Origin of the sequence: Streptomyces sp. NPDC058291, from assembly GCF_042880855.1 — a bacterium.
GTDB lineage: Bacteria > Actinomycetota > Actinomycetes > Streptomycetales > Streptomycetaceae > Streptomyces.
Window position 1 is genome coordinate 2,748 of the sequence record NZ_JBHVYK010000069.1, and the last position, 26,572, is coordinate 29,319.

Below are 26,572 nucleotides of genomic sequence, written 5' to 3' on the forward strand. Positions count from 1 at the left end.
CCGCGCGTCCGAAGAGGTGCGGGCCGTCGCCTGGGAGCTACTCGACGTCACTTGTCGGAGTCGTCCTTCGTGTCCTCTGCAGCTTCCTCGCCCTCGACCACGGGGATCAGGGAGAGCTTGCCTCGGGAGTCGATCTCGGCGATCTCGACCTGGACCTTGGAGCCCACACCGAGCACGTCCTCGACGTTCTCCACGCGCTTGCCGCCGGCGAGCTTGCGGATCTGCGAGATGTGCAGCAGACCGTCCTTGCCCGGGAGCAGCGACACGAACGCACCGAAGGTGGTGGTCTTGACGACCGTGCCCAGGTAGCGCTCGCCGACCTCCGGCATGGTCGGGTTGGCGATGCCGTTGATCGTGGCGCGGGCGGCCTCGGCCTGGGAGCCGACCTGGGCACCGATGTAGATGGTGCCGTCGTCCTCGATCGTGATCTCGGCGCCGGTGTCCTCCTGGATCTGGTTGATCATCTTGCCCTTCGGGCCGATGACCTCACCGATCTTGTCCACGGGGATCTTGACGGTGATGATCCGCGGGGCGTTGGGGGACATCTCGTCCGGCGTGTCGATCGCTTCCATCATCACGTCGAGGATGTGGAGGCGGGCGTCGCGGGCCTGCTTGAGGGCCGCGGCCAGGACGGAGGCCGGGATGCCGTCCAGCTTGGTGTCGAGCTGGAGGGCGGTGACGAACTCCTTGGTGCCGGCGACCTTGAAGTCCATGTCGCCGAAGGCGTCCTCCGCACCGAGGATGTCGGTGAGGGCGACGTAGTGCGTCTCGCCGTTGATCTCCTGGGAGATCAGGCCCATGGCGATGCCGGCGACGGGGGCCTTCAGCGGCACACCGGCGTTCAGCAGCGACATGGTGGAGGCGCAGACCGAGCCCATGGACGTCGAGCCGTTGGAGCCGAGGGCCTCGGACACCTGACGGATCGCGTAGGGGAACTCCTCGCGCGTGGGCAGCACCGGCACGATGGCGCGCTCGGCGAGGGCGCCGTGGCCGATCTCGCGGCGCTTGGGGGAGCCCACGCGGCCGGTCTCGCCGACGGAGTACGGCGGGAAGTTGTAGTTGTGCATGTAGCGCTTGCGGGTCACCGGGGAGAGGGTGTCCAGCTGCTGCTCCATACGGAGCATGTTCAGGGTGGTGACGCCCAGGATCTGGGTCTCGCCACGCTCGAACAGCGCCGAGCCGTGCACGCGCGGGATGGCCTCGACCTCGGCGGCGAGCGTACGGATGTCCGTGACGCCGCGGCCGTCGATGCGCTTCTTCTCCTTGATCACGCGCTCGCGGACCAGCTGCTTGGTGAGCGAGCGGTACGCGGCGGAGATCTCCTTCTCGCGGCCCTCGAACTCCGGCAGGAGCTTCTCGGCGGCGAGCGCCTTGACGCGGTCCAGCTCGGCCTCGCGGTCCTGCTTGCCCGCGATGGTCAGCGCGGAGGCGAGCTCCGGGCGGACGGCGGCGGACAGCGCCTCCAGGATGTCGTCCTGGTAGTCGAGGAAGACGGGGAACTCGCCGGTCGGCTTGGCGGCCTTGGCGGCGAGGTCGGCCTGGGCCTTGCAGAGCACCTTGATGAAGGGCTTCGCGGCGTCCAGACCGGAGGCGACGACCTCCTCGGTCGGCGCCTCGGCGCCGCCCGCGACCAGCTGGATGGTCTTCTCGGTGGCCTCGGCCTCGACCATCATGATCGCGACGTCGCCGTCCTCGAGGACGCGACCGGCCACGACCATGTCGAAGACGGCGTCCTCGAGCTCGGTGTGCGTCGGGAACGCGACCCACTGGCCGTTGATCAGCGCGACGCGGACGCCGCCGATCGGGCCGGAGAAGGGCAGACCGGCCAGCTGGGTGGACGCGGAGGCGGCGTTGATCGCCACGACGTCGTACAGGTGGTCGGGGTTGAGCGCCATGATCGTGGCGACGACCTGGATCTCGTTGCGCAGGCCCTTCTTGAAGGACGGGCGCAGCGGGCGGTCGATCAGGCGGCAGGTGAGGATGGCGTCCTCGGAGGGACGGCCCTCACGGCGGAAGAAGCTGCCGGGGATCTTGCCGGCGGCGTACATCCGCTCCTCGACGTCCACCGTGAGGGGGAAGAAGTCGAGCTGGTCCTTGGGGTTCTTGGAGGCGGTGGTGGCCGACAGCACCATGGTGTCGTCGTCCAGGTACGCCACGGCGGAGCCGGCGGCCTGCTTGGCCAGGCGGCCCGTCTCGAAGCGGATGGTGCGGGTGCCGAAGGAACCGTTGTCGATGACGGCCTCGGCGTAGTGGGTCTCGTTCTCCACTAGCATTTTCTCCGTTACTTGTCGTCTTTCGTCCCTCGCTGCCCGTGTGGCAGGGGGACGGCGCGGAGAAGCGCTCCGTTCGTGCGGGCCGGTCTTCGATCGAAGCACCCGGGGATCTCTTTCCCGGGGGCCACTACCGAGGACCGGCGGCGGCAAGGCGCGCTTCTCCTCGTTCGGGGGTGCGTGATGACGTTCACCCACAGCGAGCACACGTCATCACACCGTGTCGTACGTATCGCGTTGCGCTACCACAGTACAAAGGGTTGCTGACACTCCGCACGTTTCCGCGCGACGCCAGGGTGTACGACGGACCCTGCTCACCGGGTACCCACCGATGAGTACAGCAAAGGGAGCGGCCCCGATCGTCCGGGAACCGCTCCCCTCACGGCGTGCTACTTGGCGCCCGCCGCACCGCGGCGGATGCCGAGGCGGTCGACCAGCGCACGGAAGCGCTGGATGTCCTTCTTGGCGAGGTACTGCAGCAGGCGGCGACGCTGGCCGACCAGGATCAGCAGACCACGACGGGAGTGGTGGTCGTGCTTGTGCGTCTTGAGGTGCTCGGTCAGGTCCGAGATCCGGCGCGACAGCATGGCGACCTGGACCTCGGGGGAGCCGGTGTCGCCCTCCTTCTGGCCGAACTCGGTGATGATCTGCTTCTTCGTAGCGGCGTCGAGCGGCACGCGTACTCCTCGTAGTCTTTTCAGGCCACCGAGTGCCCCCGGTCTGTGTCTCGGGGGAGCTTCCGTTACTCGGGAGGCGGGGATCCGCTGAGCGCGACCTCCAGAACCTTCAGGCGTTGCCTGAGGGTGCTTCCGGGGGTGCGTACACAAACGGCCGAGGGCCAGGGTATCAGGCCGGTGCGCCGGGCTTGTCCGGGATGCACGGCTGGCGTCCTGGCCACGGTCCGGCGGGGGGCGGTCCGGCCGTGAGGGGCGGCGGTCCGGGGGCTGTGCGGAATGCCAGCCGTGCATCCGGCGGGTGGGGCAGTGTACGGGCCGCGATGCCGGGCCGGAACGTAAAGGAAGAACCCCTGAGCTGGGACAACTGCGGCAAGTAGGGTGACGCCACAGCTCGTTGGGACAGAGGGAACAGAGGGAAGGGGCGGAGCCGATCATGGCCGATGACATGGCCGACGCCGAGAACGCCGAGAACAGGGAAGTGCGGGCGCGCAAGGACCGGGAGCGGGACGAGCTCTACGCACTCGACATCTCGGGCGTCGAGTGGGAGTGCGCGCCGGGCACGGAGGAGCACGAGGAGCGCGTCGAGATCGCCCATCTGCCCGAGGGCGCCGTGGCGATGCGCTCGTCGCTCGACCCGGAGACGGTGCTGCGCTACACCGAGGCGGAATGGCGGGCCTTCGTGCTGGGCGCCCGCGACGGCGAGTTCGACCTGGAGCCGGCGCCGGGGGACGGGGGCTGAGGGCGGGCAGCGAAGGTCCGGAGCGGTCCCCGGGCGGGTGAGCAGTGCAGCGGTGGAGCGGCCGTGACGGCGATCGTCACGGCCGCTTTCCGGGTTCCGGTGCGGGTCAGCCGGTCATCGAGCGCGCGGTCTCGTACACGTCGAAGACGGCCAGCGTCAGCGGCACCAGCGTCAGCAGGACGAAGCCCTCGGCGATCTCCAGGAACCGGCCCCAGAACGGCGTGAGACGGCCACGGGAGGTGATCAGGCCGATCGCGGTGACGGTCGCGGAGGCCGCGGCGATCGCGGCGACGAGCCAGATCGTGCGGAGGTCCAGCGCGGTGCGGTCGCCCGTCAGAGCCGCGTGGACCACCGAGTCGGGCGGGTTGAGCGCCAGACCGAGGCCGAGCAGGACGAGGGAGCCGAGGCCCGCGGCCAGCACGGGGGCGACCTGGGCGGTGTAGCGGAAGAGGTGGGCGCGCATCAGCAGGGCGATGCCCGTGGCCAGCGCGAGGAGCTGTGCCCAGACGTCGTCGGAGAATCCGAGGACGGCGCAGGCGCCGACGGCGATCACCGCGCAACCCCCGACCAGGCCCACCAGAAGTTCGTGGCCGCGGCGGGCCTGGGCGGCGATCCGCTCGGCGTCGACCGGCTCCCGTGGGATCGGGTCGGCGCCGTACACGCTGCGTGCGCCGGAGTCCGGGGCGTCGAAACCGATCGGCAGACGGGCGAAGCGCATGGACAGGCCGGGCAGGAAGGCCTGGGCGCCCACGCCGACGGGGGCGCACAGAGCGGCGGTCTCGGCGGGGGTCCAGTGCGCGAGGATGGCGGCGAACGCCGCGCCCAGCCCTGCCCCGGAGGCGACCACGAAGGCGACGAAGGGGCCGTCCCCGCGGGGTGAGCCCAGGGTGAGCAGTACCGAGGCCAGCAGTACCGCGGCGCAGGCCAGCAGGAACTGCAGCTTGCCGACGCCCTGGCCGTCGGTGAGCGGGAGGAGCCCGGAGCCCGCGACCGCCGCGTTGGGCAGCGCGCCGAGCCCGAGGGCCACGGCGGAGCCGTGGTCGTCGTAGACGCGAGCCCGGACACAGGCGAGGGCGACCAGCAGGACGCCGACGACCGCGGCGAGGACGCCGGGCAGGCTGTTCATGTCGTGGCGCGGGTCGCCGGTCCAGGCCACGAAGGCCAGCAGGGCCGGCAGAACGCCTCCGCCCACGAGGCCCGCGGCGCGGGTCAGGTAGCCGCTCCACAGGGTGTGCTCGCGGGTCACGGCGGCGGCGACCGCCTCGGAGACGTCGTCGAAGACGGCCGGCGGCAGAGACTCGGAGAAGGGGCGCAGCGCGAGGAGTTCGCCGTCGAGGATGTGCTGGGCGGCGAACGACCGTGAGCTGTCGAGGACGGTTCCGTCCCGGCGGACCAGGTGGTAGCCGACCGGGGCGCCCTCGGCCGGACTCTGCCGGGCGAGCCTGAGGATCTCCGGGTAGATGTCGGCGACGGGAACGTCGTCGGGCAGCGCCACGTCGATCCGGCTGTCGGGGGCGACGATCGTGACCCGGCAGAAGCCGAGTCCCGTCCCCGCCGCGGGAGCGGCTGCGGTGCCGCGCCCTTCTCCGGTGGCTGCCGCGGAGGCCGCGATACTCACCTGCTGCTCCCCCTCAGTGATGGTTTCGCGTCGACGGCATGACCGTGCGGTGTGGCATCCCGCTCCGGTGCGTGCGCCGAGCGGCCCGCGGTGTGCTCACGCGAACATCCGGCACCCTACCGTCCTTCCGTCGCAGGGGTGGTCAGTAGGATCACGCGGTGGCCCGCGTCCGGCTGACACGGGGTGACGGACGCTACTTCGGGGGCCTCGCAAGAGGATTGGTGAGCAGTGAGCCATATCGTCGTGAAGCGCCCGCCGCGGGCGCTGCCGTCCGAGGTGCCCACGGGCGAGGTCGTCCTGCAGCCGCCGCCGGAACTGCCCCGGGGGCATCAGGAAAGCGTGCTGATGCAACTGCTGCCGACGCTCGGTATGGGCGGCTCGGTGGTCTTCTTCTTCACGAGCGGGCAGCCGTTCATGAAGATCATGGGCATGGTCATGATCGCCTCGACCGTGGCGATGTCGATCGCGATGGTGGTGCGCTTCCGCCGCGGCTCCCAGGGGCAGTTGGCGGACATGCGCCGGGACTACCTGAGCTATCTGGCACAGACCCGGCGCACCGCCCTCGATACGGCCAGGGCCCAGCGCGACGCCCAGTACTACCTGCACCCCTCTCCGGACCAGCTGTGGGCCCTGGTCGCCGAGGGCAGCCGGGTGTGGGAACGGCGGCCCGGGGACGAGGACTTCGCCCAGGTCCGTGTCGGACTCGGCGCGCAGGCCCTGGCCACCCCGCTTGTCGCACCGCAAACCGGCCCGGTGGAGCAGCTCGAGCCGCTGACGGCGGGCGCGCTGCAGCGCTTCATCGCCGTCCATGACAGCCTGGACGACCTGCCGATGGCCGTGTCCCTGCGTGCCTTCTACCACGTCACGATCAGCGGTGAGCCGCAGTCGGTGCGCTCCTGCGCCCGGGCCCTGGCCGGCTCGCTGGCGGCGCTGCACTCGTCCGAGGACCTGGTCGTCGTCGTCGCGGCGGGCCGGGAGGAACTGGCGCACTGGGACTGGGTCAAGTGGCTGCCGCACGTCCAGGCGTCCGGCGCGGTGGACGGGGCGGGCAGTCGCAGGCTCGTCGGCACCGACATCGGTGAGCTGGAGCAGTTGCTCGGGGCGCGGCTCGCCGGCCGTCCGCGCTTCCATCCGAACGCCGGACCGCTGCCCGACGAGCCGCACATGGTCGTCGTCCTGGACGGCGTCTCCCTCCCTCCGGACTCGGTCCTGGCCAACCCCGAGGGGCTGCAGGGTGTGACGGTGCTGGAGGTCGTCCCCGGTGAGCTCACGGGAGCGGGCGGTGAGCTGGACATCGTCGTCCAGCCCGGCGCGTTGCGACTGGCGTCGGCGCACGGCGCCGTCTACGAGGGGACGCCCGACGCTCTCTCGCCGGAGTCCGCCGAGGCGCTCGCCCGGCAGCTCGCCCCGCTTCGCATGGCCTCCGGCGGGGACGACGACGAGCCGCTGTTGGCCAATCTGGAGTTCACCGACCTGCTGAACCTCGGCGACGCGGGGGCCGTGGACCCGTCGCGCACCTGGCGGCCTCGGTCGCTGGCCGAGCGGTTGCGCGTGCCGATCGGGGTGGGCGAGGACGGTCGTCCGGTGATGCTGGACCTCAAGGAGGCGGCGCAGGAGGGCATGGGCCCGCACGGCCTGTGTGTGGGCGCGACGGGCTCCGGCAAGTCGGAGCTGCTGCGCACCCTGGTGCTGGGGCTGGCGGTCACCCACTCCTCCGAGACGCTGAACTTCGTCCTTGCCGACTTCAAGGGAGGCGCGACCTTCGCCGGCATGGCGCACATGCCGCACGTGGCGGCCGTCATCACCAACCTCGCGGACGACCTGACGCTGGTCGACCGGATGGGCGACTCCATCCGCGGTGAGCTCAACCGCCGTCAGGAACTGCTGCGGGACGCGGGCAATTACGCCAACATCCACGACTACGAGAAGGCGCGGGCCGCGGGAGCCGCCCTGCAGCCGATCCCCTCCCTGGTGCTGGTGATCGACGAGTTCAGCGAGCTGCTGACGGCGAAGCCGGACTTCATCGAGATGTTCGTGCAGATCGGCCGGATCGGCCGCTCGCTCGGCGTGCACCTGCTGCTGGCCTCGCAGCGCCTGGAGGAGGGCCGCCTGCGCGGCCTGGAGACGTACCTGTCGTACCGCGTCGGTCTGCGCACGTTCTCCGCGGCGGAGTCGCGGGCGGCGCTGGGCGTGCCCGACGCGTACTCGCTGCCGAACGTGCCGGGTTCGGGGTTCCTGAAGTTCGGCACGGACGAGATGGTGCGGTTCAAGGCGGCGTACGTGTCCGGGGTCTACCGAGCGGGCGGTCAGCGCGCGGCGGCCGTCGGCGGGGCGCTGCCGGTGGACCGGCGGCCGGTCCTGTTCACCTCGGCCGAGGTGCCGGTGCGGTACGCGGCCCTGCCGCGGCAGCTGCGTTCCGGGGACGGTCCCGTTGTCGACGAGGCGCTCGCCGACACCGTCCTCGACGTGATCGTGCGCCGGCTGGAGGCGCAGGGGCCGGCGGCGCACCAGGTGTGGTTGCCGCCGCTGGACAGCCCGCCGTCGCTCGACGCGCTCCTCCCCGGTCTGACGGCCGTGCCGGGCCGCGGTCTCACACAGCCCGGCTACGAGGGCGCGGGCCGGCTGGTCGTGCCGGTCGGTCTGGTGGACAAGCCGTTCGAGCAGCGTCGCGACTCCCTCTGGGTGGACTTCTCCGGCGCGGCGGGCCATATGCAGATCGTCGGCGGCCCGCAGTCCGGCAAGTCGACGCTGGTGCGCACACTGATATCGGCGTTCGCCCTCACCCACACACCGCACGAGGTCCAGTTCTACGGCCTCGACTTCGGCGGTGGCGGCATGGCGACGGTGGCCGGCCTGCCGCACGTGGGCGGGATCGCCTCACGGCTGGACCCGGAGCGGGTGCGGCGCACGGTGGCCGAGGTGTACGGCGTGCTGACCCGCCGCGAGGAGTACTTCCGCTCGGCCGGGATCCCCTCGATCGCGGACTTCCGGGCCAGGCGGGCGAGGGGCGACATCCCGGTGACGGACCAGCCGTGGGGCGACGTGTTCCTGGTCATCGACGGGTGGGGCAACTTCCGCGCGGACTACGAGGCCATGGACCAGATCGTCCACGAGATCGCGGCGCGCGGTCTCGGCTACGGCATCCACCTGGTGCTGACCGCCTCGCGGTCGATGGAGGTCCGGTCCGCCCTCAAGGACCACCTGATGAACCGCCTGGAGCTGCGGCTCGGCGACACGATGGACTCCGAGATCGACCGCAAGGTCGCCGCCAACGTCCCGGCGGGTGTTCCGGGCCGTGGACAGTCCCCGCAGAAGCTGCACTTCATGGCGGCGGTGCCGCGGATCGACGGCCTCACCTCGGACACCGACCTCTCCGACGCCACTCAGGCGCTGGCCGCCGAGGTCGACCGGCACTGGCAGGCGCCCGCAGCGCCCGAAGTTCGGCTGTTGCCGCGCGAGTTCCCGGCGAGCCAGCTGCCGCCGGGGAGTCGCTTTCCGCGCCGCGGAGTCGCCTTCGCCCTCGACGAGAACAACCTCGAGCCGGTCTACGTCGACTTCGAGCAGGACCCGTTCTTCCTCGTGTTCGGCGAGAGCGAGTCCGGCAAGTCCAACCTGCTGCGGTTGCTGATCAAGCAGCTGACGGAGCGCTACCCGGGCGACGAGTGCAAGCTGTTCGTGGTCGACAACAGACGCTCCCTGCTGGACGTCACCCCGTCCTCCCACCTGGCCGAGTACATCCCGATGTCCAACGCCATGGACCACCACATGGCCGCGCTGGCCGACCTGATGAAGCGCCGGACACCGACGGCCGACGTGACGGCACAGCAACTCCGGGACCGGAGCTGGTGGCGTGGACCGACGGTGTACGTGGTCATCGACGACTACGACCTTGTGGCGACGTCCAGCGGCAATCCGCTCGCCGGCCTGACGGAACTGCTGCCGTTCGCGCGGGACGTGGGCGTGCGGTTCATCGTCGCGCGGTCGACGGCGGGTGCGGGGCGGGCGTCGTACGAGACGTTCATGCAACGGATCAAGGAACTGGGCGCGCAGGGCGTGGTGTTGGCGGGTGACCCCGGAGAGGGGGACCTCCTCGGCGGGGTCCGGCCCCGGCCGATGCCCGCGGGGCGGGGGGTCTTTGTGTCGCGGCGCCGGGGAAAGCCGCTGGTGCAGGTGGGGTGGGTGCCGGAACGGTCGGACTACCGGGGGTAGTTGGCGGGGATCGACGCACCCGCCGCCACTCCGTGCGCGTGAATTGCGGAAAGTAGGGTGAGGCCCGTGAACGCACTCGAACCGGGTTCACGGATCCGGGGCGTCAGCAGCTTGGCGAACCCGTACGGCCGGACGGGCGGGCTTCACGGGAACATGGGAACACGGGGAAGGGGTCCACGCATGGCGTGGGAGGAGTGGGAGCAGATGAAGGCCGCGGCGGCCGATCAGCATGCCACCCGGATGCAGCTCAACCAGTACCCGGCCGACCAGGGCGGGAACGGCACACAGGGCGACCTCGTAGCCGGCCACCAGGACTTGGAGGCGGTCGGCAAGGCGGCTCACGACCTGTTCGTGGACTTCACGGCGTACAGCGGACATGCGCGCGTGGCGTCCGCGGCGGCCGCGGGCGGACTCAAGGGTGAGGGTTTCGCCCTGGGCGCCGCCCTGGAGCACGTGACAGAACGCTGGAGCGAGCAGACCAAGACCCTGCTGGACGCCTGCGCCCACATCTCCAACCATCTGCGGTTCACGAAGAACCAGCACGCGGCGGACGACTCGTACATCGCCGGCGCGGTCAGCAGCATCGCCACGCTGGACGAGGGATTCGACGACCGGAAGGGTCACTGACGCCGATGGACCTCGACGCCCTGCGCCACGGGGACTTCTCCAAGCTCGGTGAAGCAGTCACCGACTGGGAGCAGATGACGAAGAAGCTCGCGGACCTGCAAAAGGATGCGGAGAGCAACCTCAAAGCGAAGGCGGACACGGCCAAGTGGGCCGGAGTCAACGCCACCGTCTCCCGCGAGTTCATCGCCAAGACCGCGGCCGAGTTCGCCGACGCGCACACCCAGGCCGACTCCGTCACCAAGATCCTCAGCGACACCCACGGTGAGCTCATCGGTTACCGGACTCAGGTGAACGATGCGATCAGGCGGGCGACGGAGCAGCATCTCACCGTGGTCGACACCGGTGAGGGCACGTTCACCGTCGCCGGGGACACCCGGCCGGACTGGGCGTCCGACCCCAGCGGTGAGACCGGTGCGACGGACCAGAAGGTGGTGGACGCCTTCCGCGACGAGATCCAGGGCATCCTGGCCAAGGCGACGCAGAGCGACAACAGCGCCGCGAAGGTCCTGCGACTTCTCGTCGACCAGGCGAAGTACGGCTTCGCCGACGCGTCCTACGCAAGCAGGGACGAAGCGGCCGAGGCCGTCGCGGCGGCGGAGAAGCTGGCGAAGATGGCCAAGAACCCGGCCGACATGAGCCTCGACGACATCGCCGACTTCAACCGCACGATGGAGAAGTACAACGGCGACGCCCTGTTCGCGGAGCAGTTCGCCACCCGCCTCGGCCCCAAGGGGACGCTCCAGTTCTGGACCGAGATGACCTCGGCCCACGCCGGCGCCAGAGGCACTGAGCTAGAGACGATGAAGATCCTCCAGAACAACCTGAGCCTGACCCTGGCCACGGCGTCCTTCTCGGACTCGGACGCCATGCAGCACTGGAAGAAGGATCTCATCGCGGAGCGGAACACCAACTTCCGTGCCAGCGACTCCTTCAGCCCCATTGGCGCCCTCGGCTCCCAGGTCATCAGCAGTCTGATGCGGAACGGGCAGTACGACACGGAGTTCCTGGACGACTATCGAAAGACGCTCTTCAAGGCGGACAAAGCCGCGGGTGACGCGGGCACGCGCGACCTCTGGGTCAAGGGATACGACGCCTTGGACCTCGTCTTCGGCGACGGCAACGGACGGGATCCACTGGACGGACTGTTCGAGGGCCTTTCCCACAACCCCGAGGCGGCGACGCACGCGTTCGAGTCCAAGTCGGACCTGGATCACATGCTGGGCACGACCGTGTACACAGATCGGGGGAAGTCTCTCGGGCATGCACTGGAGGCTGCGGTGTCCGGAGTTGCCGCCGGGGACTCCACGTCGCCGGCACCGCCTCACAGCGCCACGCAAGTGGGGATCATGGCCAACATCATGAGCGCGGTGGCACAGCCCGGCGAGGGCGCGAGCCTGGTGAGCAAGGGGCTGGGGGACAGCTTCGGAAACATGGCGGCTTCCTACATGCCGGAGATCAGCCAGAAACTGGGCGCTGAATCAGGAGCAGTCTTTCTCTCGAACAGCGAGAAGCCCGATGGCTTGGGAGATGTGCGCGATGTGACGCGATTCCTTTCCGCGGTGTCATCGGACCCCGCCGGCCGGGCCGGGATCGTCTACGGAGAAAGCATCTACACCGGGAACCTCCTTGAGGCACACCTCTCCGACCCGTCTTTGTTCGACGGCCCCCGGAGTCAGGTCCTTGCAGACATCGGCAGAAACGCTGGAATGATCGAAGGCATCGTTGGACATTCCGCTGCGGACGCGGAAGTAAGCGGCGCCATCAAGGGCGAGAAGGACTACAACGACGCCTTGAAAGCGAAGGGCGATTTCGCCAAGACCTGGGTCGCCATCGGGTTGGCCAACTTCTCGGTCCCGGACGCATATGGAGGAGCAGCGATGGGTGCGGTGGGCGGAGGAATGCTGGGAGCCGTCGCCGGGTCGGCAGTTGACCGTCTACTCGAAGGCCAGGAACTCAAGGGCGCCAAGGACCAGGCGCTGTACGCGAGTGCCAAGGACCTCTACGAAATGCGGGAATCCGTCAACCAGCAGGCTCAGTGGTCGACCCTGGACTCGCTCGATCGACACCATGTGGACCTGCCCAGGGACGGCACGGCCGATCTGGTGCGTAACGCCGTCAACGAAGGCTGGGACGGCGCCAGTGAGTTGTTGAACCGTACGAAGGAGCGGCCCTAGTGGTGAAGAAGTCGACGTGGAGCCGGGAGAAAATCGCCACATGGGAGAGCGGGAAGGGCCTGGCGCTCTGCCTTGTGGTTCTGAGCATTCTCGGCGGTGCTGCTTGGATTTTCTTCATCAAGGGTCTGTACCTGCTCCCGGAGAAAATGTGTGAAGGCACACTGGAGAAGGCCGCAGTCACTCGGGTACTATCGAACGCGCGATCGGCAGATGAGGGCTCCCACAGTCGAGGTGTCGGGCACGGCCTTTCCTTCTCCTGCTATGTCACCACGAGCAACGACTCAGGCCTCTCCGGCGAAGCACGAGTTCAGCCCACCTCCAGCCAGGAGTGGCTCAAGCACTATCAGGAAACCGGTGGCCAGAAGAGAATCATCCGGGTTTCTGTGGGTGACATTGAAGCTCTGGCGCAGATCAACTCCGAGAATGGCACTTCATCCGTGTATGTGCCTTGTACGCCACCTGTCGTCCCCGAGTACAACGCCTCCGAGCCCTATGCGGTGATCGGTGAGGCCCGTGTCGACGGAAGCACCGAAATCACGGGCCGACCGCTGCGGCAGACCCTGACCGACTTCGCCTACCGACTCACCGAGCACGCCTACAAGCTTGCCGAGTGCAAAGCCCCTCGCGACTTTCCCGAGGACCTGCCTCGCTACAAGGACGACTGAAGAGGAACGCGCGGGTGAAGGACGAGGAGATCCCTCGGCTACCGACTGCTCACCACTGAGAACAGCGGCGGGACGACCACGCACGACATGTACGGCAGCCCTCGAATCGGCACCACCGCCATGGGAACGGGTCTGGATCGGACCGCCATGTCGACCCGATCGGTCCAGACGGTAGTCGCTCAGCGTCGGACGTCAGGCACCCCGCTCGGAAGCAGCGCCGGCGCTCACTGGCCCCGTCCGCCGACGGGCGGTGGCAGGCGCAGGTGCCTCCGATCGCGAACGTCCCGGCACAGCCGACAGGGTGGGCACCTCCCGTGCGTGCCCACCCTGCGCTTGGTGTGTCGCCGCTTCAGAGGAAGTAGCCGGCCGCCTTGAGGTCGCCGCCGCGGTAGTCACCGCTGGCCTCGGTGACCCGGTGGCCGATGGCGAGAAGCGCGGCGTGGATGGCCGCGGCGTCCTTGTCCCACTCGGTCATCTTGGTCTGGAACGCTCCTGCGGCTTCGCCTTCCCAGCCCGCGGCGACCTGCTGCACCGCGGCTTTCAGGGCCGCGAGGTCGTCCTCGAGCTTCTTGGCCTGGTTGCCGAGCTCGGTGGTGATCGCGTCGAGACCGCCGTACTTAACGGCGAGCTCGTCATAGTGCACGTTGACCATGGTCACTCATCTCTTCGTAGGGGTGCGGGCCGCGACAGACCCGGTGCCGGGAAGGGTCCGGCTCAGTCGACCGACGATGCGGCTCAGTAGCTGTTGAGAGCCGAGTGGGCCCCGCCGTACTGGACGTCGATGCTCTTCATGGTGGCGAGCACCTGGTCATCGGTGTGCGAGGAGAGCTTGCGGGTCTCGTTGATGTTCTCCAGGAACCAGGCCAGCAGCCCGCCGATGTGCCTGACCCGCTCGTTGATCTCGGTCTGCTTCGCGTTGAAGGCGCCGGCGCCGATACCCTTCCAGTGCACCTCCATCGTGTCCAGAGTGCCCTGGAGGCTGCTGAGTTGGCCCTTGATGGACTCGTACCGCTCGACGATCTCCTTCTCGAGCTTGACTACCTGGCCATCGTTTAGCCGCTGTCCATCCGCCATTTCCGGGCTTCCTTTCGCTGAATCTCGCTGTGCTTACGGGTGTTCATGAGGCCGCTCGGTGAGCCGGTCAGTCGGTTCGCCTCTTGCGTGCCAGGGCGAACGCGCCCCCTGCGATCGCCGCGACGAGGACTGCGCCGAGGATCACGTACAACTGCGTATTGTCGTCGGAGGAATTCGAGCTTGATCCTGCCGCCGAGGTCGCGTCCCCGCCGGAAGTGCCTTTCGAAGGCTGTGACGAGGCTGACGCGGAAGCGGAGGGCGCGCTGCCCGTCGCGTCCGTGACGCCCGTCGCGTTTTCCCTGGCGAGCGGGTCGGCGTTGGGCGCGCCGGGGTTGAAGTCGGCGTTCTCCAGCACCTTGCGGGGCCTGATCAGCCCGTATCCGAGGTACGTGCTCGGGTTGTCCTTGGCCCAGTCGCGTCCGGCTGTGTCGATGAGGCTGGCGAGGACCTGGTTGGCCGTCCACTTGGGGTGGGCGGACCAGATGAGGGCGGCGGACGCGGAGGTGATGGCGGTGGCCATACTCGTTCCCACGCCGTCGCAGTACGAGCGGAAGGTGGCGTCACACCATGTCGGTATGTCAAGTCCGGGAGCGGCCAGGTCGACGTAGTTACCGTGCTCCGAGAACTTGCCTACTTTTCCGGTCTTATCCGCAGCAGCAACACCGACTACATAGGGGTAGGCGGCTGGATATCCGATGAAGTTTCTCTGCTGTGCGTCATTTCCCGTTGCGGCGATCATCAACTTTCCCTTGGATTGGGCGTACTTGATCGCCGCCTCCATCACAGGGTCGTCGACGTCGATACCGAAGGACATGTTGATGATCTTTACATCGCTGTCGGCAACAGCTCTGATCACTGACGCTGCGAGAGGAGCCTTCTTCTTTTCGGCCTCGCTCTTCAGCCCCTTGAGGGCGATCCGGTAAGGAACGATCTCCGCTCCGGGAGCGAGTCCCTTGAGGCCACCACCAGCCCCGGTGCCAGCGATGATCTCCGCCATACTCGTCCCGTGGCCCAGGTAGTCCTCGGTCGCCTTGTAGCCCACAGCTTTTGGCACCTCGTCAACGAGCACCTGCCCCTTCAGAGAAGATGTCTCAGGGTCGACACCCGTATCGACAACGGCCACCTTGATGCCTTTGCCGGTGCTTACCTTCCACATCTCGTCGACCTTCATCGCCGACAGATACCACTGCTGCGATTGCACGTCAGCTGCTGCCGCACTGGGAGCCAGACCCGTCGACAGGACCGCCAAGGCGCCGAGCGCTGAACAGACGGCAGAGACACGTCTCCCGTTACCTCTCGCGAAAGACGCGCTTCGCCCGCCGCGTCGGCTGATCGCTGCCACCATGCCTCTGTCTGTCCTCGCTCTCGTCCGGTCAGTCGGTCGCCGACGCGTCATCGCGCCGCTCGTCACGGCGCGAACGTTTCTCATTTGCACCGCGGTTGCGTCCAGATCCGAGCGGCGCGCCCGAGCCTCCGGGCGGGTTTCCGTTGGTGCTGCTTCCGGAGACTCGTCCCTTCGGCGTTCCGACCACGCCGTCAGGGGTGCCGACGGGGCGGCGAGTCCCCTGTCCTGCGGCGGGGCCCGCCGTCGAACGGGGTGTCCCTACCACCCCGCGCTGTCCTGGCCTTTCGCTCGCGACGCGCGACGTGGGTGCGCCCTCACCGCCGACGACAGTGCCTCGCGGCAACCTGGAACCGTTGGCACCGGAGGTGCCCCCAGTGACAGGCCTCCCGCCGACAATGCCATCGCCGCCACGTCCGGCCCCGGTACGCCTGGCGCTCGGACGTCCGGGGTTCGTAGCACCCGTGCCAGTGACGGGACCTCGTGGGCTGCTCCCAGTACGTCCTGCCGCCTGACCACCGGCTTTCGGTGCGCCGCCGACCACACCTCGCCCCATGGGATCGGCGGTGCGGCCGCCCTTCTTCCCTGCCGCAGCAGCACGCCCCGGCGACCCCACGGCGCGGGGTCCCGTACGCCCTGCCTCATTACCGCCCGACATGCCGCCCACGCGCCCCTGGGCCGAGGTGGGAAGCCTGCTCCCCGGTGCACCGCTGAACCCCGGTGTACGCCCGACTCCCCCTCGGGAAGTGGAAGGTACGCCAGGGCGAGCAAAGGGAGGAACCATCCCCACTTGAGTAACGCTGGGGCCCGCCGGCGAGGTCGGGGTGACAGTCGTCGGCTTCACTGTGTCCTGCGGCGGCAATGTGCCGACGCTGTCAATCTCCGTGCCCACGTGCTGTTCGGGCAGCGTGACCGGCTCGTCCGCACTCCGGTGAGATGGCTGCGAGTCCACTGCGTTTGGTTGCTCTGCCCCGGTGTTCACAGAGTGGTGGCGTGCGGTTCCGGAATCAGAAACGGTGGGAAGCGTCTCGTGACCGGTCTTGGGATCGAACGGAACGCTATAGTCCGGCGGTGGCTCCGGCACCCCCACGCTCGGCATCTCCGGGAACACCGGCTCCTGTGCCAGTTCCATCATCCCGCTCGACACCGTGTAGAAGGAGGCCAGCCGGTACATCTGGTTGATCGCCTCTTGGCGGTCCTTCTCGGCTTTGACGGCCGCCGTGTACTCCGCGTTGCCCTCGACTCGCTGAGGCATCGGGATGTCGTCGACCTTCTTGGGGACGATGCGACCGTCACGCGGCGGCATCGACTTGCGCACGGAGGCGAGGCCTGAGCTTGCCGCCAGGACCTGGGTGCCGACCTCGTCGGTGTAACTGGCGAGCGCCAGGGCCGTGGTGGTCAGGTTCATGCCCCAGGTGTAGAAGGCGGTGTGGGCCTCGCCCTTCCAGTCGACGTCGCCGAGGTTGCGGCTGAGTTCGTCTGCGGCGTCGTTGATGGCGTCCCGGGCGTCGACGAGGGCCGTGGCGGCGCTCTCCAGCGTCTCCGGGCTGGCCGACTCGACGATGTCGATCATCGTGTTGAGGTCGTAGCCCTCGAAGCTGGTCCTGCCGAAGCCGCCGGGGCTGCCGGCGGGCGGTGGGCTGACCACCGCGGCCTTGTTCACCGCGTCGTCCACGCCCGTGTTCTGCTGGGCGGCGTCCCGGCGTTCGGCCTGGTAGTGGTCCGGCTTCTTCTTGTCGCCGCTCATCAGTACCCCGCGTCGGTGTGGTCGGCGTCGTTGGTCCGCTGGATCTGCTTGTTCAGCGCCTCTTCCCGGTCCCGGTTCACCTCGGTGCGGATCTCGTGGAACCGATATCGGAGGTCGTCCTCGAGGTTGTCGAAGGTGACGTCCACGCCGTGCACGGCGATCTGCATCGCCTCCAACTGGAGCCCCAGCGACTTGGAGAGCGCCGTGATGCGCTCATGCACGCGCGCGTACTGGAGGTGGAGTGTCTTTGCCTCCGGGAAGTGCCCGGCGCCGAAGGCGGCTTCCGACAGATCGTGGTCCCCGACCTTCGTCGAGCCGCCTGCGGATTTCTCGAAGGCCGTAAGCAGGTCGTCCACCCGCTTCTTGAACGTCGAGAGCGCCATGTAGCCACGCCGAACGTCGGCGGCGCCCCCACCCAGGTCCGCAGGAATCACGACAGCCCATCTCCCCGTTTTCCGCTGCCCGTCCCGAGCAGCTCAACCCGCGCCTCTCAAGTGTTCATGATTGCGACACGGCCACTGTAATGACTCCCACTGACAACCCCAACTGCCCTATGCGACAACCCTGCTGTCGCTCTGAGCACAGTCGGCTCATTCTTTGCGGAACGCCGTATACCGGCTATGACGCCCCGACCGTCACGTTCCCGTTGTTTTCCTCTGCAGCCAGAGCCGGGCCCCTACCTCGCTCGGATACTCGCGGACCGTGAGCATGGCCACGAACCAGCCGACGCCCCACGCGACGATCGCCGGCAGGACGGGCGCCGCGATCAGCAGAGGAATGACGGCGGCACGGGCCAGCCCGGTGGCACGCCTCGTCTCGCCGCGCTTGGCGTCCCCCGTCTGCTGCGGAGTGGGGGGATCGAGGAGCGCCCTGCGGTGGTCCCGGCGTTGCTTCGTCCATCCCCAACCGACGGCCACGACCGACGCGGTCGCCTGCGTCCAGTCCCACACCGTGCGCACGCTCGCCGACAGGTCGCTGCGAGGAACGCCCAGGTAGAGCCTCAGTGTGATGGAGCAGACGAAGGCGAGGACGAGAAGGAGCAGGACGGCCGTCCAGGCCCGGCGGGCCCAGTAGCGGGGGCCGCGCTCGTACCAAGTGGCTCCGAGCCCCGGCAGTGCGGGGATCGGGACCGGGGCCTCGGAACCGGGAACGTCAGAAGATGCTCTTGATGCCATGCCAGACGTCATCCTTGAGTCGTACGAAGTCGTCCCCGGTCTCGGAGAGGACGTTTCCGGTGCCGTGCAGCACCCCGCCGACCACGCCGTGGTCGTGGATGTCCTCGCTCCAGTGCTCGTGGAAGGAGTGGTCGATGATGCCGGTGGCGCCGATCACCACCAGCCCACCGGCCACGGCCACGGCGGCGACGGGCGCTTCGACGGGCAGGGCCGCCACGACGCCTGCCGTGATGGCGGTGCCGGCCACCAGACCGGCGACGTTCGCGCCGCCGTCGACGGCGACCGACTTCTGCCATGACCAGCCCTTGTCATGGTCGTCGGAGGCTTCGAGGATCCCGCAGGCGCCGGCTGCCGCGACGTCCAGGACCGGGATCTCCTTCAGGAAGTCCGGCAGTTTCTCCAGGCTCCTGCCCGCGCGGAGGGCGTCGGCGGCGTCGGCCAGTTTGACGTTGAGGACCCGGTCGTAGGGCAGCGCGGTGCTGCCGTGGTCGGCGCGGGCCATGGCCTCTTCGAGCGAGTCCACCTTCATGAGCGCGTCGGCGTACGCGCTCTTGGCCGGAAGGTCGTGGGGCAGAGAGCGGCCCGCCTTCTGGAACGCCTTCCGCTCGGCGCGCAGTTCCTTCTTGGCCGCCTTCTCCTCGGCCTTCGCTTCGTCGATCTGTGTTCGGGCCTTCGTTCCGCCGGCCCGCGCGTCCTCGGCGTCGTAGGCGTACAGCCCGCGCAGGTAGTCGGCGACGGTGACCTTGTCGCCGGGGGATGCGGGCGCCGTCACCTGTGCGTACAGGCCCCGTAGCTTGTCCGCCGCCACCAGCCGGGCCTGCTGCGCCGTGTGCAGCACCTCTTGGCGTATCTGGTCGTACTCGCCCATCGCGGAGATCGTCTTCTGGTCCTGCGCGCTCGGCGGGTTCGCGGTGACGATCGTGCGGGGCACGCCCATCGCCGCCATGGGCACGCCCTTGCGGGTCGCCACGTGCTCGGCGTTCTGCAGGGCCGTCTCGCAGGTGGTGAGCGCGTCGGCGAGGTCGGAGAGGATGTCCCCCGCGTCGTGGACGAGGTTGGCGAAGGCGCCTGCCGTCAGCGCGTCCTCGCTCCAGGCGGCGCGAAAGGTCTCGGCCGCCTCGCCCTTCCAGGCCGCGTCGCCGACGAGCGCCTCGACGGCGCGGCTGATCGGGGTGATGACGTCGTCGAGCTTGTCCTTGGCGTTCTTGTACGTTTCGGCCATCGTGCGCAGTCCGCCGATGTCGCCGCCGACCCAGCTGTCGGCCGTCATCCGTCGTCCGCCATCAGGTCCTCGAAGAGCCCGTGGACGTCGATGTCGTGCCGTTGGAAGGAGTCGCGCGCGTACGTCACCTTGTCGCCGTGGTCGTCGAGGCGGTCGGCGAAGCCGATGTGCAGAGCGACGATGAGGTCGGCGACCTCCTTGAGGGCGTGGTCGAGCCCGGCGTCGCCGCCGCTGACGAGGGGCGGGGCGACGTCGGCGTGCAGCTTGCGGTAGTCGACGGCTTCGTCGTGGAAGGTCTTGGACATCGAGGTGAGGTCGCTGAGGACGGCCTTGAAGTCGGGTGGCATCAGCGCATCTCCCGGGCGTAGGCGGCCAGGTCGTCCGGTCGCCAGTTGTAGGGGCCGGGTGCCACACGCGGATCGAGGAGGACCGTGCCGTCGTGTGCGGCGACGGCCTCTGCCAGAGGGCCGATCGAGGTCGCGACCCAGGGCTGGGCCTCGCCCAGTGCGGCGAGAAGCCGCTCGCGTGTGGTGAAGGCGAACGCCACCGCTCCCGTTCCGGCCGTGGGGTGCGCGAAGAGCTCGTACGCGATGAAGGACACCCGGGCCGGACGGCCGTCCGCGTCCGTCACGTCGGCGCGCCGGGGATGGGCCGGCACGAACACGGGGGTGTGGTACGGGGGCACGCCGGGCTTCGGGCCTGAGGGCGCGGGCCGGGTCGCTTCGGCGCCGGCCGGCTCGGCATATGCGAGAAGGCGTGACGGCGTCCTGCCGGGTTCCGGCGTCGGCGCAGATTCCGGTGTCGCACCGGTGGGCGGCTCTGCCTCGACGTAGTCGAGGAGGCGTGAACGGATGGGTGTGCCCACCGCCGTCTCCTGTTCCCCGTGGTTCTGCGGACGTGTGGCGGCACCACCGTAGCCAGGGAACTTTCGGGTAAGTCCGGCTATGTCAGGTTGATGTGACCGGAGCATGCAGAACCCATACACGTGTTTGGCCGCGGCCAGATCAGGACTTGACCGCGGGATGACCCGGTCGACCGCTACTCCCGCCGGTCGACGCTGCTGTCGTCGGCCGCCCCCGTGATGCGCCGAGCCCGCCTCCGTGCGTCCCTGACCGCCACCGCCGCGCCGCCGAGGCCCGCGACCAGGGCCGCCGCCGCCACGACCACATAGGTGGCGAGGCGGGCGTTGCGCTCGTCGGGGGTCTCGCCGATCCGGAACTTCGCGGGGGAAGGCGCCTGGGCCTGACCCAGGCCGTCCCGAGGAGTCGGGGACTCGACGGGCCGGTCGTCGTCCGTCAGGGCGCGGACCGGGTCGACGACGCCCCACCCGACCAGTCGGTCGTGGCCCGCGATCGTGCGTTCCGCGGTCTGTTCGATCTGGGCGATGATTTCGCGCGCCGTCCAGTCCGGATGCCTCGCCTTGAGCAGCGCCGCCACACCCGCCACGTACGGCGCCGAGAAGCTCGTCCCGTTGTCGGAGCAGTGGCCGCCCTTGGGCACGGTGGAGACGATGTCGACGCCTGGGGCCGCCACACCGACGAAGTCGCCGGACTGGGAGAAGGAGGCGCGCTCGTTGTTCCGGTCCGAGGCCGCGACCGCCAGGACGCCGGCGTAGGACGCCGGATAGGTCTTCTTGACGTTGCCGCCGACTCCGTCGTTGCCCGCCGACGCCACGACCACGATCTTGCGGGCCAGAGCGTCGTCGACGGCCCGCTCCAGATCGTCGGAGGGTCTGACCGCGTTCGACGTGTCCTGGGAGATGTTGATGACGTCGGCGCCGGCCTGGACGGCGTAGCGAATCGCTCCGGCCAGCGACTTGGTGTCGCCGTGGCCCTCCGCGTCGTTCTGCTGGATCGGGATGACGGTGGCCTCGGGGGCCAGCCCCACGAAGCCGGTGCCGTCGAGGGGGCGGGCCGCGATGATGCCGGCGACCTTGGTGCCGTGGCCGACCGTGTCAGTCGTGCCGTTCTCGTCGCCCCGCTCGATGGGGTCGCCCTCGTCGTCCTTGAGGTTCTTCGGCAGGAGATTGCGGCCCGCCTTGACATCGACCGCTGCGGTGAGCTGCGGGTTCGTCACATCCACGCCCGAGTCGATGACGGCCACGCGGACGCCCTCGCCCTTGGACCGGCTCCACAGTTCGTCCAGGAGCACGCGCTGCAGGGCCCAGGGACGGCCCGGGTACTCACCGTTGGGGAACGTGCACTGGTCCGAGTAGGGCAGCTTGCCCGTCGCTGCCGCCGGGGGCGCGAGGACCGTGGCGGTCGTGAGCAGGGCGGCGGCCGCGACGAGCGTGGTGCGCAGCATCGCGGCCCCGCCGGGCGTCATGACGGTGCGAAGCGCCGTCGCCCTGCGCGGCATCCTCGTCCCTTTCACTCAGGAGCCCTGGGGCTGGCGGGCCGCCGCCGTCGACAGACGTGGCCCCGTGGGCAGGAACTCCGACCAGGCGACCGGGATCGGCGCCGCGTCGACGTCTTTGTAGCCCAGCAGTGTCTGGGCCTGCCGGGCCTCCTGCTGGAGCTGCTCGCGCTTCTTCACGGTCGTGCCGATGCCCGCGTCGTCCGTCGCACTGTCGCCGTTGGACTGCAGGACGTACCGCAGGCCCGTGTCCGTGACGAGGAAGACCGGACCGACCGTGGTCTCCTCGCCCTGGAACTGACGGTAGAGCTGACCGGAGCCCGGCGTGACGTAGGCGCTGGAGGAACCGGTGGGGAGCTTGGCCGGGAAGTCAGCGCCCGCCCAGGTGCTCAGGGTCGTCGCGCCCGATCGGGCGTTCACGCCACGCAGGACATTACAGACCGTGCTGCGGCTGCCCACGTCTCGCGACGCCTCGTTGACCGGCGCCGGGTCCCCGGTGGGCCAGCGGTGCTCGGTGCCGAACGCCTGGCCGGGCACGATCGCACCGGGGCTGATCTCGCGGGCCTGGCCGGCCTGGCCGAGCGGTGCCAGCTCCTTGCTGAACAGGAGAAGTTGGGCGACGAAGGCGGACACGGGAGCGACACGGTCGCTCAACACCACGTAGTACTGCTGGGTGTTGTTGTCGAACGCCTTGAGCACCGTGCCGATCTTGTCGGCCGACCCGTCCAACCGGCCCGGCGCGCCGGTCGCCGTGCCGGGCCGACCGGGGACTTCCGGGAAGGTGATCGGGTCGCCCCGGTGCAGGGTCGCCAGCCACTGCGTGGACACCCGCTGGGGCTCCCGGCCTGACCCGACCACCGCACGCAGCAGCAACTCGTCGCGCTTGTCGATCCGGTACGCCGTGCCGGCCGCGTCCACGACATAGCGGGTGCCGGCCGGGTCCCGCACATAGAGCAACTGGCCGCCGTGCAGGCGGTTCGCGCCCTCGGTCGCGTCCTTCTCACGGGACGCCAGGACCAGCGCCGCCCGCTGCACAGAGGTGCCGCCCGCGCCCGGCCGCTCGCAGACCGCCCAGCGCTTCGCGGTGCCCGCCTCCGAGGCCGGTGGCAGCCGGTCGGGGGCGTACGGGATGCCGACCGTGACACCGTGCGGGATCTTGCCGCTGTCCAGGACGGACTCCGAGACGGTGACCACCTCGCCCTGCCCCTCGTCGAGGAGGAGCCTGGCGGAGGCCATGTTCAGGACCGGATGCAGCTGGACCTGCGTACCCGTCTTCAGGACGACGTACCGGGTGGTCGACTTGCTCGCGACGATCACCTTGGCGTTGGGCACGTCCCAGCCCTTGGGTGCGGTCGGTTTGAACATGCCCCACGCACCGAAGACGGCCATGACGACGACCCCGACGATGATGCCGGGCAGGATCGCTCGCAGCGGGCGTGGTGCCCCCTCCTCCGAACCGTCGGGCGAGGACTGCAGGAAGGCCGCCAGCATCCGGCGCTTCGCGAAGGTGTAGGCGTTGAGCTGATCCCGCCGAGATGCCATCTGTGCCCGTCTCTCCCCGTATCCGGCCGATCCGCGCGAGCCTCGGCACGGTGCCCCGGTACCCCGTCCTCGATGTCAGAGCGGCCACCTACTATGCCTGGTGACCGTGGGGACTTGAGGAGCGGGTAGGGTTCCCGGGCCGTCGAGCGCCCGGTGCGGTGCTGGAACTCGGGGGAAAGCGTGAACGGAACGGGGATCGAGTGATGGCTTCGGGAACAGGCGTGCGCTCCGCCGGCCGGGCACGGGCCGGGAACTCTCCGGCTGCCGGCCCCCTGCCGCCCGGGCGGCCGTCGGCTCCGGGCACGCTCCGGGTCCGGGCCGGCACGGGCCAAGGCCGCCGGTCATTCCGCTTGCAACGGCTCGTGCTGGTGGAGATCGCGGCCGCGCTCCTGCTCGTCGGCTGGGTGAGCGGTCCCGCGGTGCTGCCTGTGGCGGGGATCCCCGCCGTGGTGCTGGTGGTCCTCGCCTTCGCTCGTCGCCGGGGCCGCTCACTGCCGGAATGGCTCGCCACAGCAAGGGAGTTGCGGATCCGTCGGCGCCGTGCGGGCCGGCTGGAGATACCGCCCGGCACGGAACCCGGTTTCGGACCGGCCGTGGAGTGCGATCCCGGGCTGCGGACCTACGCGTACGGCGGCCGCGACCGTCGGCCCGTCGGGCTCGTCGGGGACGGGACCTTCGTCACCGTGGTGCTCCAGATAGAAGCGGACGCGACGGCGATGCGGGCCCCGCGCGACCGGCGGCCGCTGCCGCTCGCCCTGGTGCGGGACGCCCTCGAGGTGGACGGCATCCGGCTGGAGTCCGCGCAGATCGTGCTGCACACGCAACCCGCGCCCGCACTGCATCTGCCTCCGCAGTCCGTGGCCGTGGCCAACTACCTGCCGTTGCAGGAGCAGACCGGAGCACCGGCGGTACGCATCACCTGGATCGCGCTGAAACTCGATCCGGAACGGTGTCCGCAGGCCGTGGCCGTCCGCGGAGGCGGCCTGATCGGGGCCCAGAAGTGCGCTGTCCGCGCGGCGGATCACCTCGCGAGCCGACTGACCGGCGCAGGGTTCCGGGCGACCGTCCTGAACGAGGAGGAGCTGACGACCGCCATCGCCACGTCGGCCTGCGCCAACCCGTTGGTGACGGCGGAGGCCGAACGGACCGGGCAGGTGGTTCGGCGCACCGAGGAGACCAGCCGGAGCTGGCGGTGCGACAACCGGCGTCACACCACGTACTGGTTGCACAGGTGGCCCGCGTTGGGCGCCGGCGGACCGTCCCTGCCGCAGTTCGTGGCGCTGATCACGGCGGTGCCCGCGCTCGCCACCACGTTCAGCGTCACCCTCGCGCGCGGTGACCGCCAGGAGGTGTCCCTGTCCGGGCACGTCCGGGTGACGGGCCGCAGCGACGACGAACTCGTGGCGGCCCGGCGCGCGGTGCAGGGCGCCGCCCGGCACACCGGCGCCGGGCTCGCCCGTCTCGACCGGGAGCAGGCGCCGGGCATGCTCGCGACGCTGCCCCTCGGAGGTGCTCGATGACGGCGACGTCGGTACCCGGAGCCACCGCTCCCGGCGAACCGGAACCGCCCGCCGGGCGGTTCCGACGCCCCTCGCCGCGCAGCGGCTTCGGCCTGACCGGGCCGCGGCACGGGCGGCACTCGGTGTCCGTGGACCAGCTGGCTGAACTCGCCCTGCCCATCGGGGACGACGGGGTCGTCATCGGCGTCGACGCCGAGGGCCGTCCCGCCGTGCTGGGGCTCAACCGGCCCACGCCCTACGACGTCGTCCTCATCGGGGGCCTGTGGACGGCGCAGGTGCTGGCGCTCAGGGCGGCGGCGACCGGCGCGCGGGTCGCCGTGGAGACGGGGCGTCCGCAGGCCTGGGTGCAGATGCTGCACGCGATGGGCGGCGGGCAGAACGGCCTCGCGGTGCACGAGGTCGGCCGGGTGCCCCCGCAGGGCGCTTCGGCGGGCACGCCGGTGCTGGTGGTGCGTGACTGCGGGATGCGACCGCCGCGCGGCCGCGTCGCCTCCGGGCCCTGGCAGGCCGTGCTGACCCTGCTGCCGTATCTCAGTCCGGTCGCCCCGCGCCTGATCCGGCAGGCCGCACTGGTCGGCGTGCAGCGGATCTCGCCGGACGAAGCCGCCGAGCTGGGCAGGGCGTTGACACTGCCCCGTGCGGAGGTGGAGGCGCTTCCCGCGCTCGCCGACGGCTTCACCCTGTGGTGCGCCGACCGCGACCGGCAGTACGTGATGACGCAACCCACGGATGCGGAGATCGGGTTGCTGGGCACACCGCGTCGCATGGACTGAACCGAGACATCACCGAGACTTCGGCCCGCTTCTCCCGCTCCCCGCGCGGCACTTACGGCCTTATGACCGGTTTGTTGAGTGACGTGGGGAACAGCGGCCGCTTCGTCGTGGAGTCACCGACGTGGTCGCGGCGTCACCGACGTGATGGACTGTGCCGAGGGCGGGCGGGCCTGCCTGCGCCGGGCGTCCGATGATTAGGCTGGTGCGGGGGCGCGGTACCGGAAACCGTGGGATGGGTGCCGACGTCTCCCGGGGGAGGGCCGGCGCATCGGACGACCTCAGACCGCCTCGCAGCACTTCGGACGACGAAAGAACGGTCGCCCCGCCACGGCATGAGGGTGCTCGACCACTTCAGGAGGAATTGTGAGCAGCGATCGGGACGGGATCCGCGGGGGCTGGGCCACACCCGGCGATGACCAGCCCGACGCGGAGTCCTCCGTCGAGGCGACGGGCGAGTTCACCATCGACTACGCGCCGCCGGCTTGGTACACGCAGAACGCGGGCGGGGGCGCGACGGGCGGTGCGACGGGACCGACGGGGCCCGCGGCCGTGGGCCCCGGCGCGGCAGCCCCGGCCGGACCGCCTACCGGGCCCAGCGGGCCCGCGGGGCCGGTAGGGCCGGTGGGCCCTCCACCCGGACCTTCGGGCCCGGCAGCCGGACCTGCCGGACCCGCACAACCTGGCCTGCCCGGTGCGCCCGGCGCCTCCGGCGTGCCGTTCACTCCGGTCGACCCGCCGGCGCCCTTCGCGCCGGAGGCGCCTGTCGCGCCGCCCGCCCCGCCGGCACCGCCCGCGCCCGTCCCTCCAGCGCCCGCTGCTCAGGTGACGCCTGCTCCCGCTCCG

At 69.8% G+C, this 26,572-nt stretch carries 22 protein-coding genes; 8 read left to right on the forward strand and 14 right to left on the reverse strand.

The genetic code is table 11. The features are described 5' to 3' along the window. Positions 1-47: 47 nt before the first annotated feature. Together ACFVYK_RS28200 and rpsO are read right to left on the reverse strand one after the other, a co-directional pair. On the reverse strand, positions 48-2,267 hold the full coding sequence (locus ACFVYK_RS28200; RefSeq protein WP_389778859.1) for a polyribonucleotide nucleotidyltransferase: 2,220 nt from the start codon (positions 2,265-2,267) through the stop codon (positions 48-50). Between the two features lie 392 nt (positions 2,268-2,659). Continuing rightward, positions 2,660-2,947, reverse strand: coding sequence for a 30S ribosomal protein S15 (gene rpsO / locus ACFVYK_RS28205; RefSeq protein ID WP_003993372.1), 288 nt, complete (start codon positions 2,945-2,947; stop codon positions 2,660-2,662). 445 nt (positions 2,948-3,392) lie between these two features. Between rpsO and ACFVYK_RS28210 the strand changes: the two genes are divergently transcribed. Next, entirely contained in the window at positions 3,393-3,686 is a 294-nt protein-coding gene (locus tag ACFVYK_RS28210; RefSeq protein WP_389778902.1) for a DUF397 domain-containing protein, read from the forward strand. A 106-nt stretch (positions 3,687-3,792) separates the two neighbouring features. Here the strand turns inward: ACFVYK_RS28210 and eccD are convergent, their stop codons facing one another. After that, entirely contained in the window at positions 3,793-5,304 is a 1,512-nt protein-coding gene (eccD, locus tag ACFVYK_RS28215; protein WP_389778861.1) for a type VII secretion integral membrane protein EccD, read from the reverse strand. A gap of 228 nt (positions 5,305-5,532) precedes the next feature. On the opposite strand from eccD, the gene eccCa reads away from it, so the two are divergent. The 4 genes from eccCa to ACFVYK_RS28235 all read left to right on the forward strand — a co-directional run bounded on the left by eccCa (position 5,533) and on the right by ACFVYK_RS28235 (position 12,979). Continuing rightward, positions 5,533-9,513: a type VII secretion protein EccCa gene (gene eccCa / locus ACFVYK_RS28220; RefSeq protein WP_389778863.1), complete on the forward strand. Its 3,981-nt coding sequence runs from the start codon at positions 5,533-5,535 to the stop codon at positions 9,511-9,513. A 180-nt stretch (positions 9,514-9,693) separates the two neighbouring features. Next, positions 9,694-10,140 carry a hypothetical protein gene (locus ACFVYK_RS28225; RefSeq protein WP_389778865.1) on the forward strand — a complete coding sequence of 149 codons (447 nt, stop codon included), beginning with the start codon at positions 9,694-9,696 and terminating at the stop codon, positions 10,138-10,140. Between the two features lie 5 nt (positions 10,141-10,145). Continuing rightward, positions 10,146-12,314, forward strand: a complete 2,169-nt coding sequence (locus tag ACFVYK_RS28230) for a hypothetical protein (protein WP_389778866.1) — start codon at positions 10,146-10,148, stop codon at positions 12,312-12,314. Beyond that, a complete protein-coding gene (locus tag ACFVYK_RS28235; RefSeq protein WP_389778867.1) occupies positions 12,314-12,979 on the forward strand; it encodes a hypothetical protein in 666 nt (221 codons plus the stop codon). Before ACFVYK_RS28230 ends, ACFVYK_RS28235 begins: the two co-directional genes overlap by 1 nt. Before the next feature lie 349 nt (positions 12,980-13,328). Here ACFVYK_RS28235 and ACFVYK_RS28240 read toward each other — a convergent pair whose 3' ends face one another. The 11 genes from ACFVYK_RS28240 to eccB all read right to left on the reverse strand — a co-directional run bounded on the left by ACFVYK_RS28240 (position 13,329) and on the right by eccB (position 23,436). Further along, on the reverse strand, positions 13,329-13,631 hold the full coding sequence (locus tag ACFVYK_RS28240) for a WXG100 family type VII secretion target (RefSeq protein ID WP_256910436.1): 303 nt from the start codon (positions 13,629-13,631) through the stop codon (positions 13,329-13,331). A gap of 83 nt (positions 13,632-13,714) precedes the next feature. Continuing rightward, the gene (locus ACFVYK_RS28245; protein ID WP_389778868.1) at positions 13,715-14,053 is read right to left on the reverse strand and encodes a hypothetical protein; all 339 of its coding nucleotides are present in this window, start codon (positions 14,051-14,053) and stop codon (positions 13,715-13,717) included. A 67-nt stretch (positions 14,054-14,120) separates the two neighbouring features. Beyond that, the gene (locus ACFVYK_RS28250; RefSeq protein ID WP_389778870.1) at positions 14,121-15,224 is read right to left on the reverse strand and encodes a S8 family serine peptidase; all 1,104 of its coding nucleotides are present in this window, start codon (positions 15,222-15,224) and stop codon (positions 14,121-14,123) included. Between the two features lie 202 nt (positions 15,225-15,426). Continuing rightward, positions 15,427-17,142, reverse strand: a complete 1,716-nt coding sequence (locus tag ACFVYK_RS28255) for a hypothetical protein (protein ID WP_389778872.1) — start codon at positions 17,140-17,142, stop codon at positions 15,427-15,429. Beyond that, entirely contained in the window at positions 17,142-17,525 is a 384-nt protein-coding gene (locus ACFVYK_RS28260; protein ID WP_389778874.1) for a hypothetical protein, read from the reverse strand. The genes ACFVYK_RS28255 and ACFVYK_RS28260 overlap by 1 nt, the downstream gene beginning before the upstream one ends. 252 nt (positions 17,526-17,777) lie before the next feature. Then, on the reverse strand, positions 17,778-18,317 hold the full coding sequence (locus ACFVYK_RS28265; protein ID WP_389778876.1) for a hypothetical protein: 540 nt from the start codon (positions 18,315-18,317) through the stop codon (positions 17,778-17,780). Beyond that, positions 18,295-19,587, reverse strand: a complete 1,293-nt coding sequence (locus ACFVYK_RS28270; protein WP_389778878.1) for a WXG100 family type VII secretion target — start codon at positions 19,585-19,587, stop codon at positions 18,295-18,297. The genes ACFVYK_RS28265 and ACFVYK_RS28270 overlap by 23 nt, the downstream gene beginning before the upstream one ends. After that, on the reverse strand, positions 19,584-19,886 hold the full coding sequence (locus ACFVYK_RS28275; RefSeq protein ID WP_389778880.1) for a DUF6317 family protein: 303 nt from the start codon (positions 19,884-19,886) through the stop codon (positions 19,584-19,586). The genes ACFVYK_RS28270 and ACFVYK_RS28275 overlap by 4 nt, the downstream gene beginning before the upstream one ends. After that, on the reverse strand, positions 19,886-20,203 hold the full coding sequence (locus ACFVYK_RS28280) for an SAV_915 family protein (RefSeq protein ID WP_389778882.1): 318 nt from the start codon (positions 20,201-20,203) through the stop codon (positions 19,886-19,888). Before ACFVYK_RS28280 ends, ACFVYK_RS28275 begins: the two co-directional genes overlap by 1 nt. 374 nt (positions 20,204-20,577) lie before the next feature. Beyond that, positions 20,578-21,864 carry a type VII secretion-associated serine protease mycosin gene (gene mycP, locus ACFVYK_RS28285; protein WP_389778904.1) on the reverse strand — a complete coding sequence of 429 codons (1,287 nt, stop codon included), beginning with the start codon at positions 21,862-21,864 and terminating at the stop codon, positions 20,578-20,580. A 48-nt stretch (positions 21,865-21,912) separates the two neighbouring features. Further along, positions 21,913-23,436 (reverse strand): type VII secretion protein EccB, encoded by a 1,524-nt coding sequence (eccB, locus tag ACFVYK_RS28290; RefSeq protein ID WP_389778884.1) that lies wholly within the window; start codon positions 23,434-23,436, stop codon positions 21,913-21,915. A 203-nt stretch (positions 23,437-23,639) separates the two neighbouring features. On the opposite strand from eccB, the gene eccE reads away from it, so the two are divergent. The 3 genes from eccE to ACFVYK_RS28305 all read left to right on the forward strand — a co-directional run. Then, positions 23,640-24,956 (forward strand): type VII secretion protein EccE, encoded by a 1,317-nt coding sequence (gene eccE, locus ACFVYK_RS28295; RefSeq protein WP_389778886.1) that lies wholly within the window; start codon positions 23,640-23,642, stop codon positions 24,954-24,956. Continuing rightward, the gene (locus ACFVYK_RS28300) at positions 24,953-25,729 is read left to right on the forward strand and encodes a hypothetical protein (protein ID WP_389778888.1); all 777 of its coding nucleotides are present in this window, start codon (positions 24,953-24,955) and stop codon (positions 25,727-25,729) included. Before eccE ends, ACFVYK_RS28300 begins: the two co-directional genes overlap by 4 nt. 363 nt (positions 25,730-26,092) lie before the next feature. Then, positions 26,093-26,572, forward strand: a 480-nt coding sequence (locus ACFVYK_RS28305; protein ID WP_389778906.1) for an SCO5717 family growth-regulating ATPase, incomplete at its 3' end; no start/stop codon positions are given.

Coding starts and splice junctions, on each gene's coding strand:
- ACFVYK_RS28210 (WP_389778902.1), top strand. CDS start 3,393: ATGGCCGACGCCGAGAACGCCGAGAACAGGGAAGTGCGGGCGCGCAAG.
- ACFVYK_RS28225 (WP_389778865.1), top strand. CDS start 9,694: ATGGCGTGGGAGGAGTGGGAGCAGATGAAGGCCGCGGCGGCCGATCAG.
- ACFVYK_RS28230 (WP_389778866.1), top strand. CDS start 10,146: ATGGACCTCGACGCCCTGCGCCACGGGGACTTCTCCAAGCTCGGTGAA.
- ACFVYK_RS28240 (WP_256910436.1), bottom strand. CDS start 13,631: ATGGTCAACGTGCACTATGACGAGCTCGCCGTTAAGTACGGCGGTCTC.
- ACFVYK_RS28245 (WP_389778868.1), bottom strand. CDS start 14,053: ATGGCGGATGGACAGCGGCTAAACGATGGCCAGGTAGTCAAGCTCGAG.
- ACFVYK_RS28250 (WP_389778870.1), bottom strand. CDS start 15,224: ATGAAGGTCGACGAGATGTGGAAGGTAAGCACCGGCAAAGGCATCAAG.
- ACFVYK_RS28255 (WP_389778872.1), bottom strand. CDS start 17,142: ATGAGCGGCGACAAGAAGAAGCCGGACCACTACCAGGCCGAACGCCGG.
- ACFVYK_RS28260 (WP_389778874.1), bottom strand. CDS start 17,525: ATGGCGCTCTCGACGTTCAAGAAGCGGGTGGACGACCTGCTTACGGCC.
- ACFVYK_RS28265 (WP_389778876.1), bottom strand. CDS start 18,317: ATGGCATCAAGAGCATCTTCTGACGTTCCCGGTTCCGAGGCCCCGGTC.
- ACFVYK_RS28270 (WP_389778878.1), bottom strand. CDS start 19,587: ATGACGGCCGACAGCTGGGTCGGCGGCGACATCGGCGGACTGCGCACG.
- ACFVYK_RS28275 (WP_389778880.1), bottom strand. CDS start 19,886: ATGCCACCCGACTTCAAGGCCGTCCTCAGCGACCTCACCTCGATGTCC.
- mycP (WP_389778904.1), bottom strand. CDS start 21,864: ATGACGCCCGGCGGGGCCGCGATGCTGCGCACCACGCTCGTCGCGGCC.
- eccB (WP_389778884.1), bottom strand. CDS start 23,436: ATGGCATCTCGGCGGGATCAGCTCAACGCCTACACCTTCGCGAAGCGC.
- eccE (WP_389778886.1), top strand. CDS start 23,640: ATGGCTTCGGGAACAGGCGTGCGCTCCGCCGGCCGGGCACGGGCCGGG.
- ACFVYK_RS28300 (WP_389778888.1), top strand. CDS start 24,953: ATGACGGCGACGTCGGTACCCGGAGCCACCGCTCCCGGCGAACCGGAA.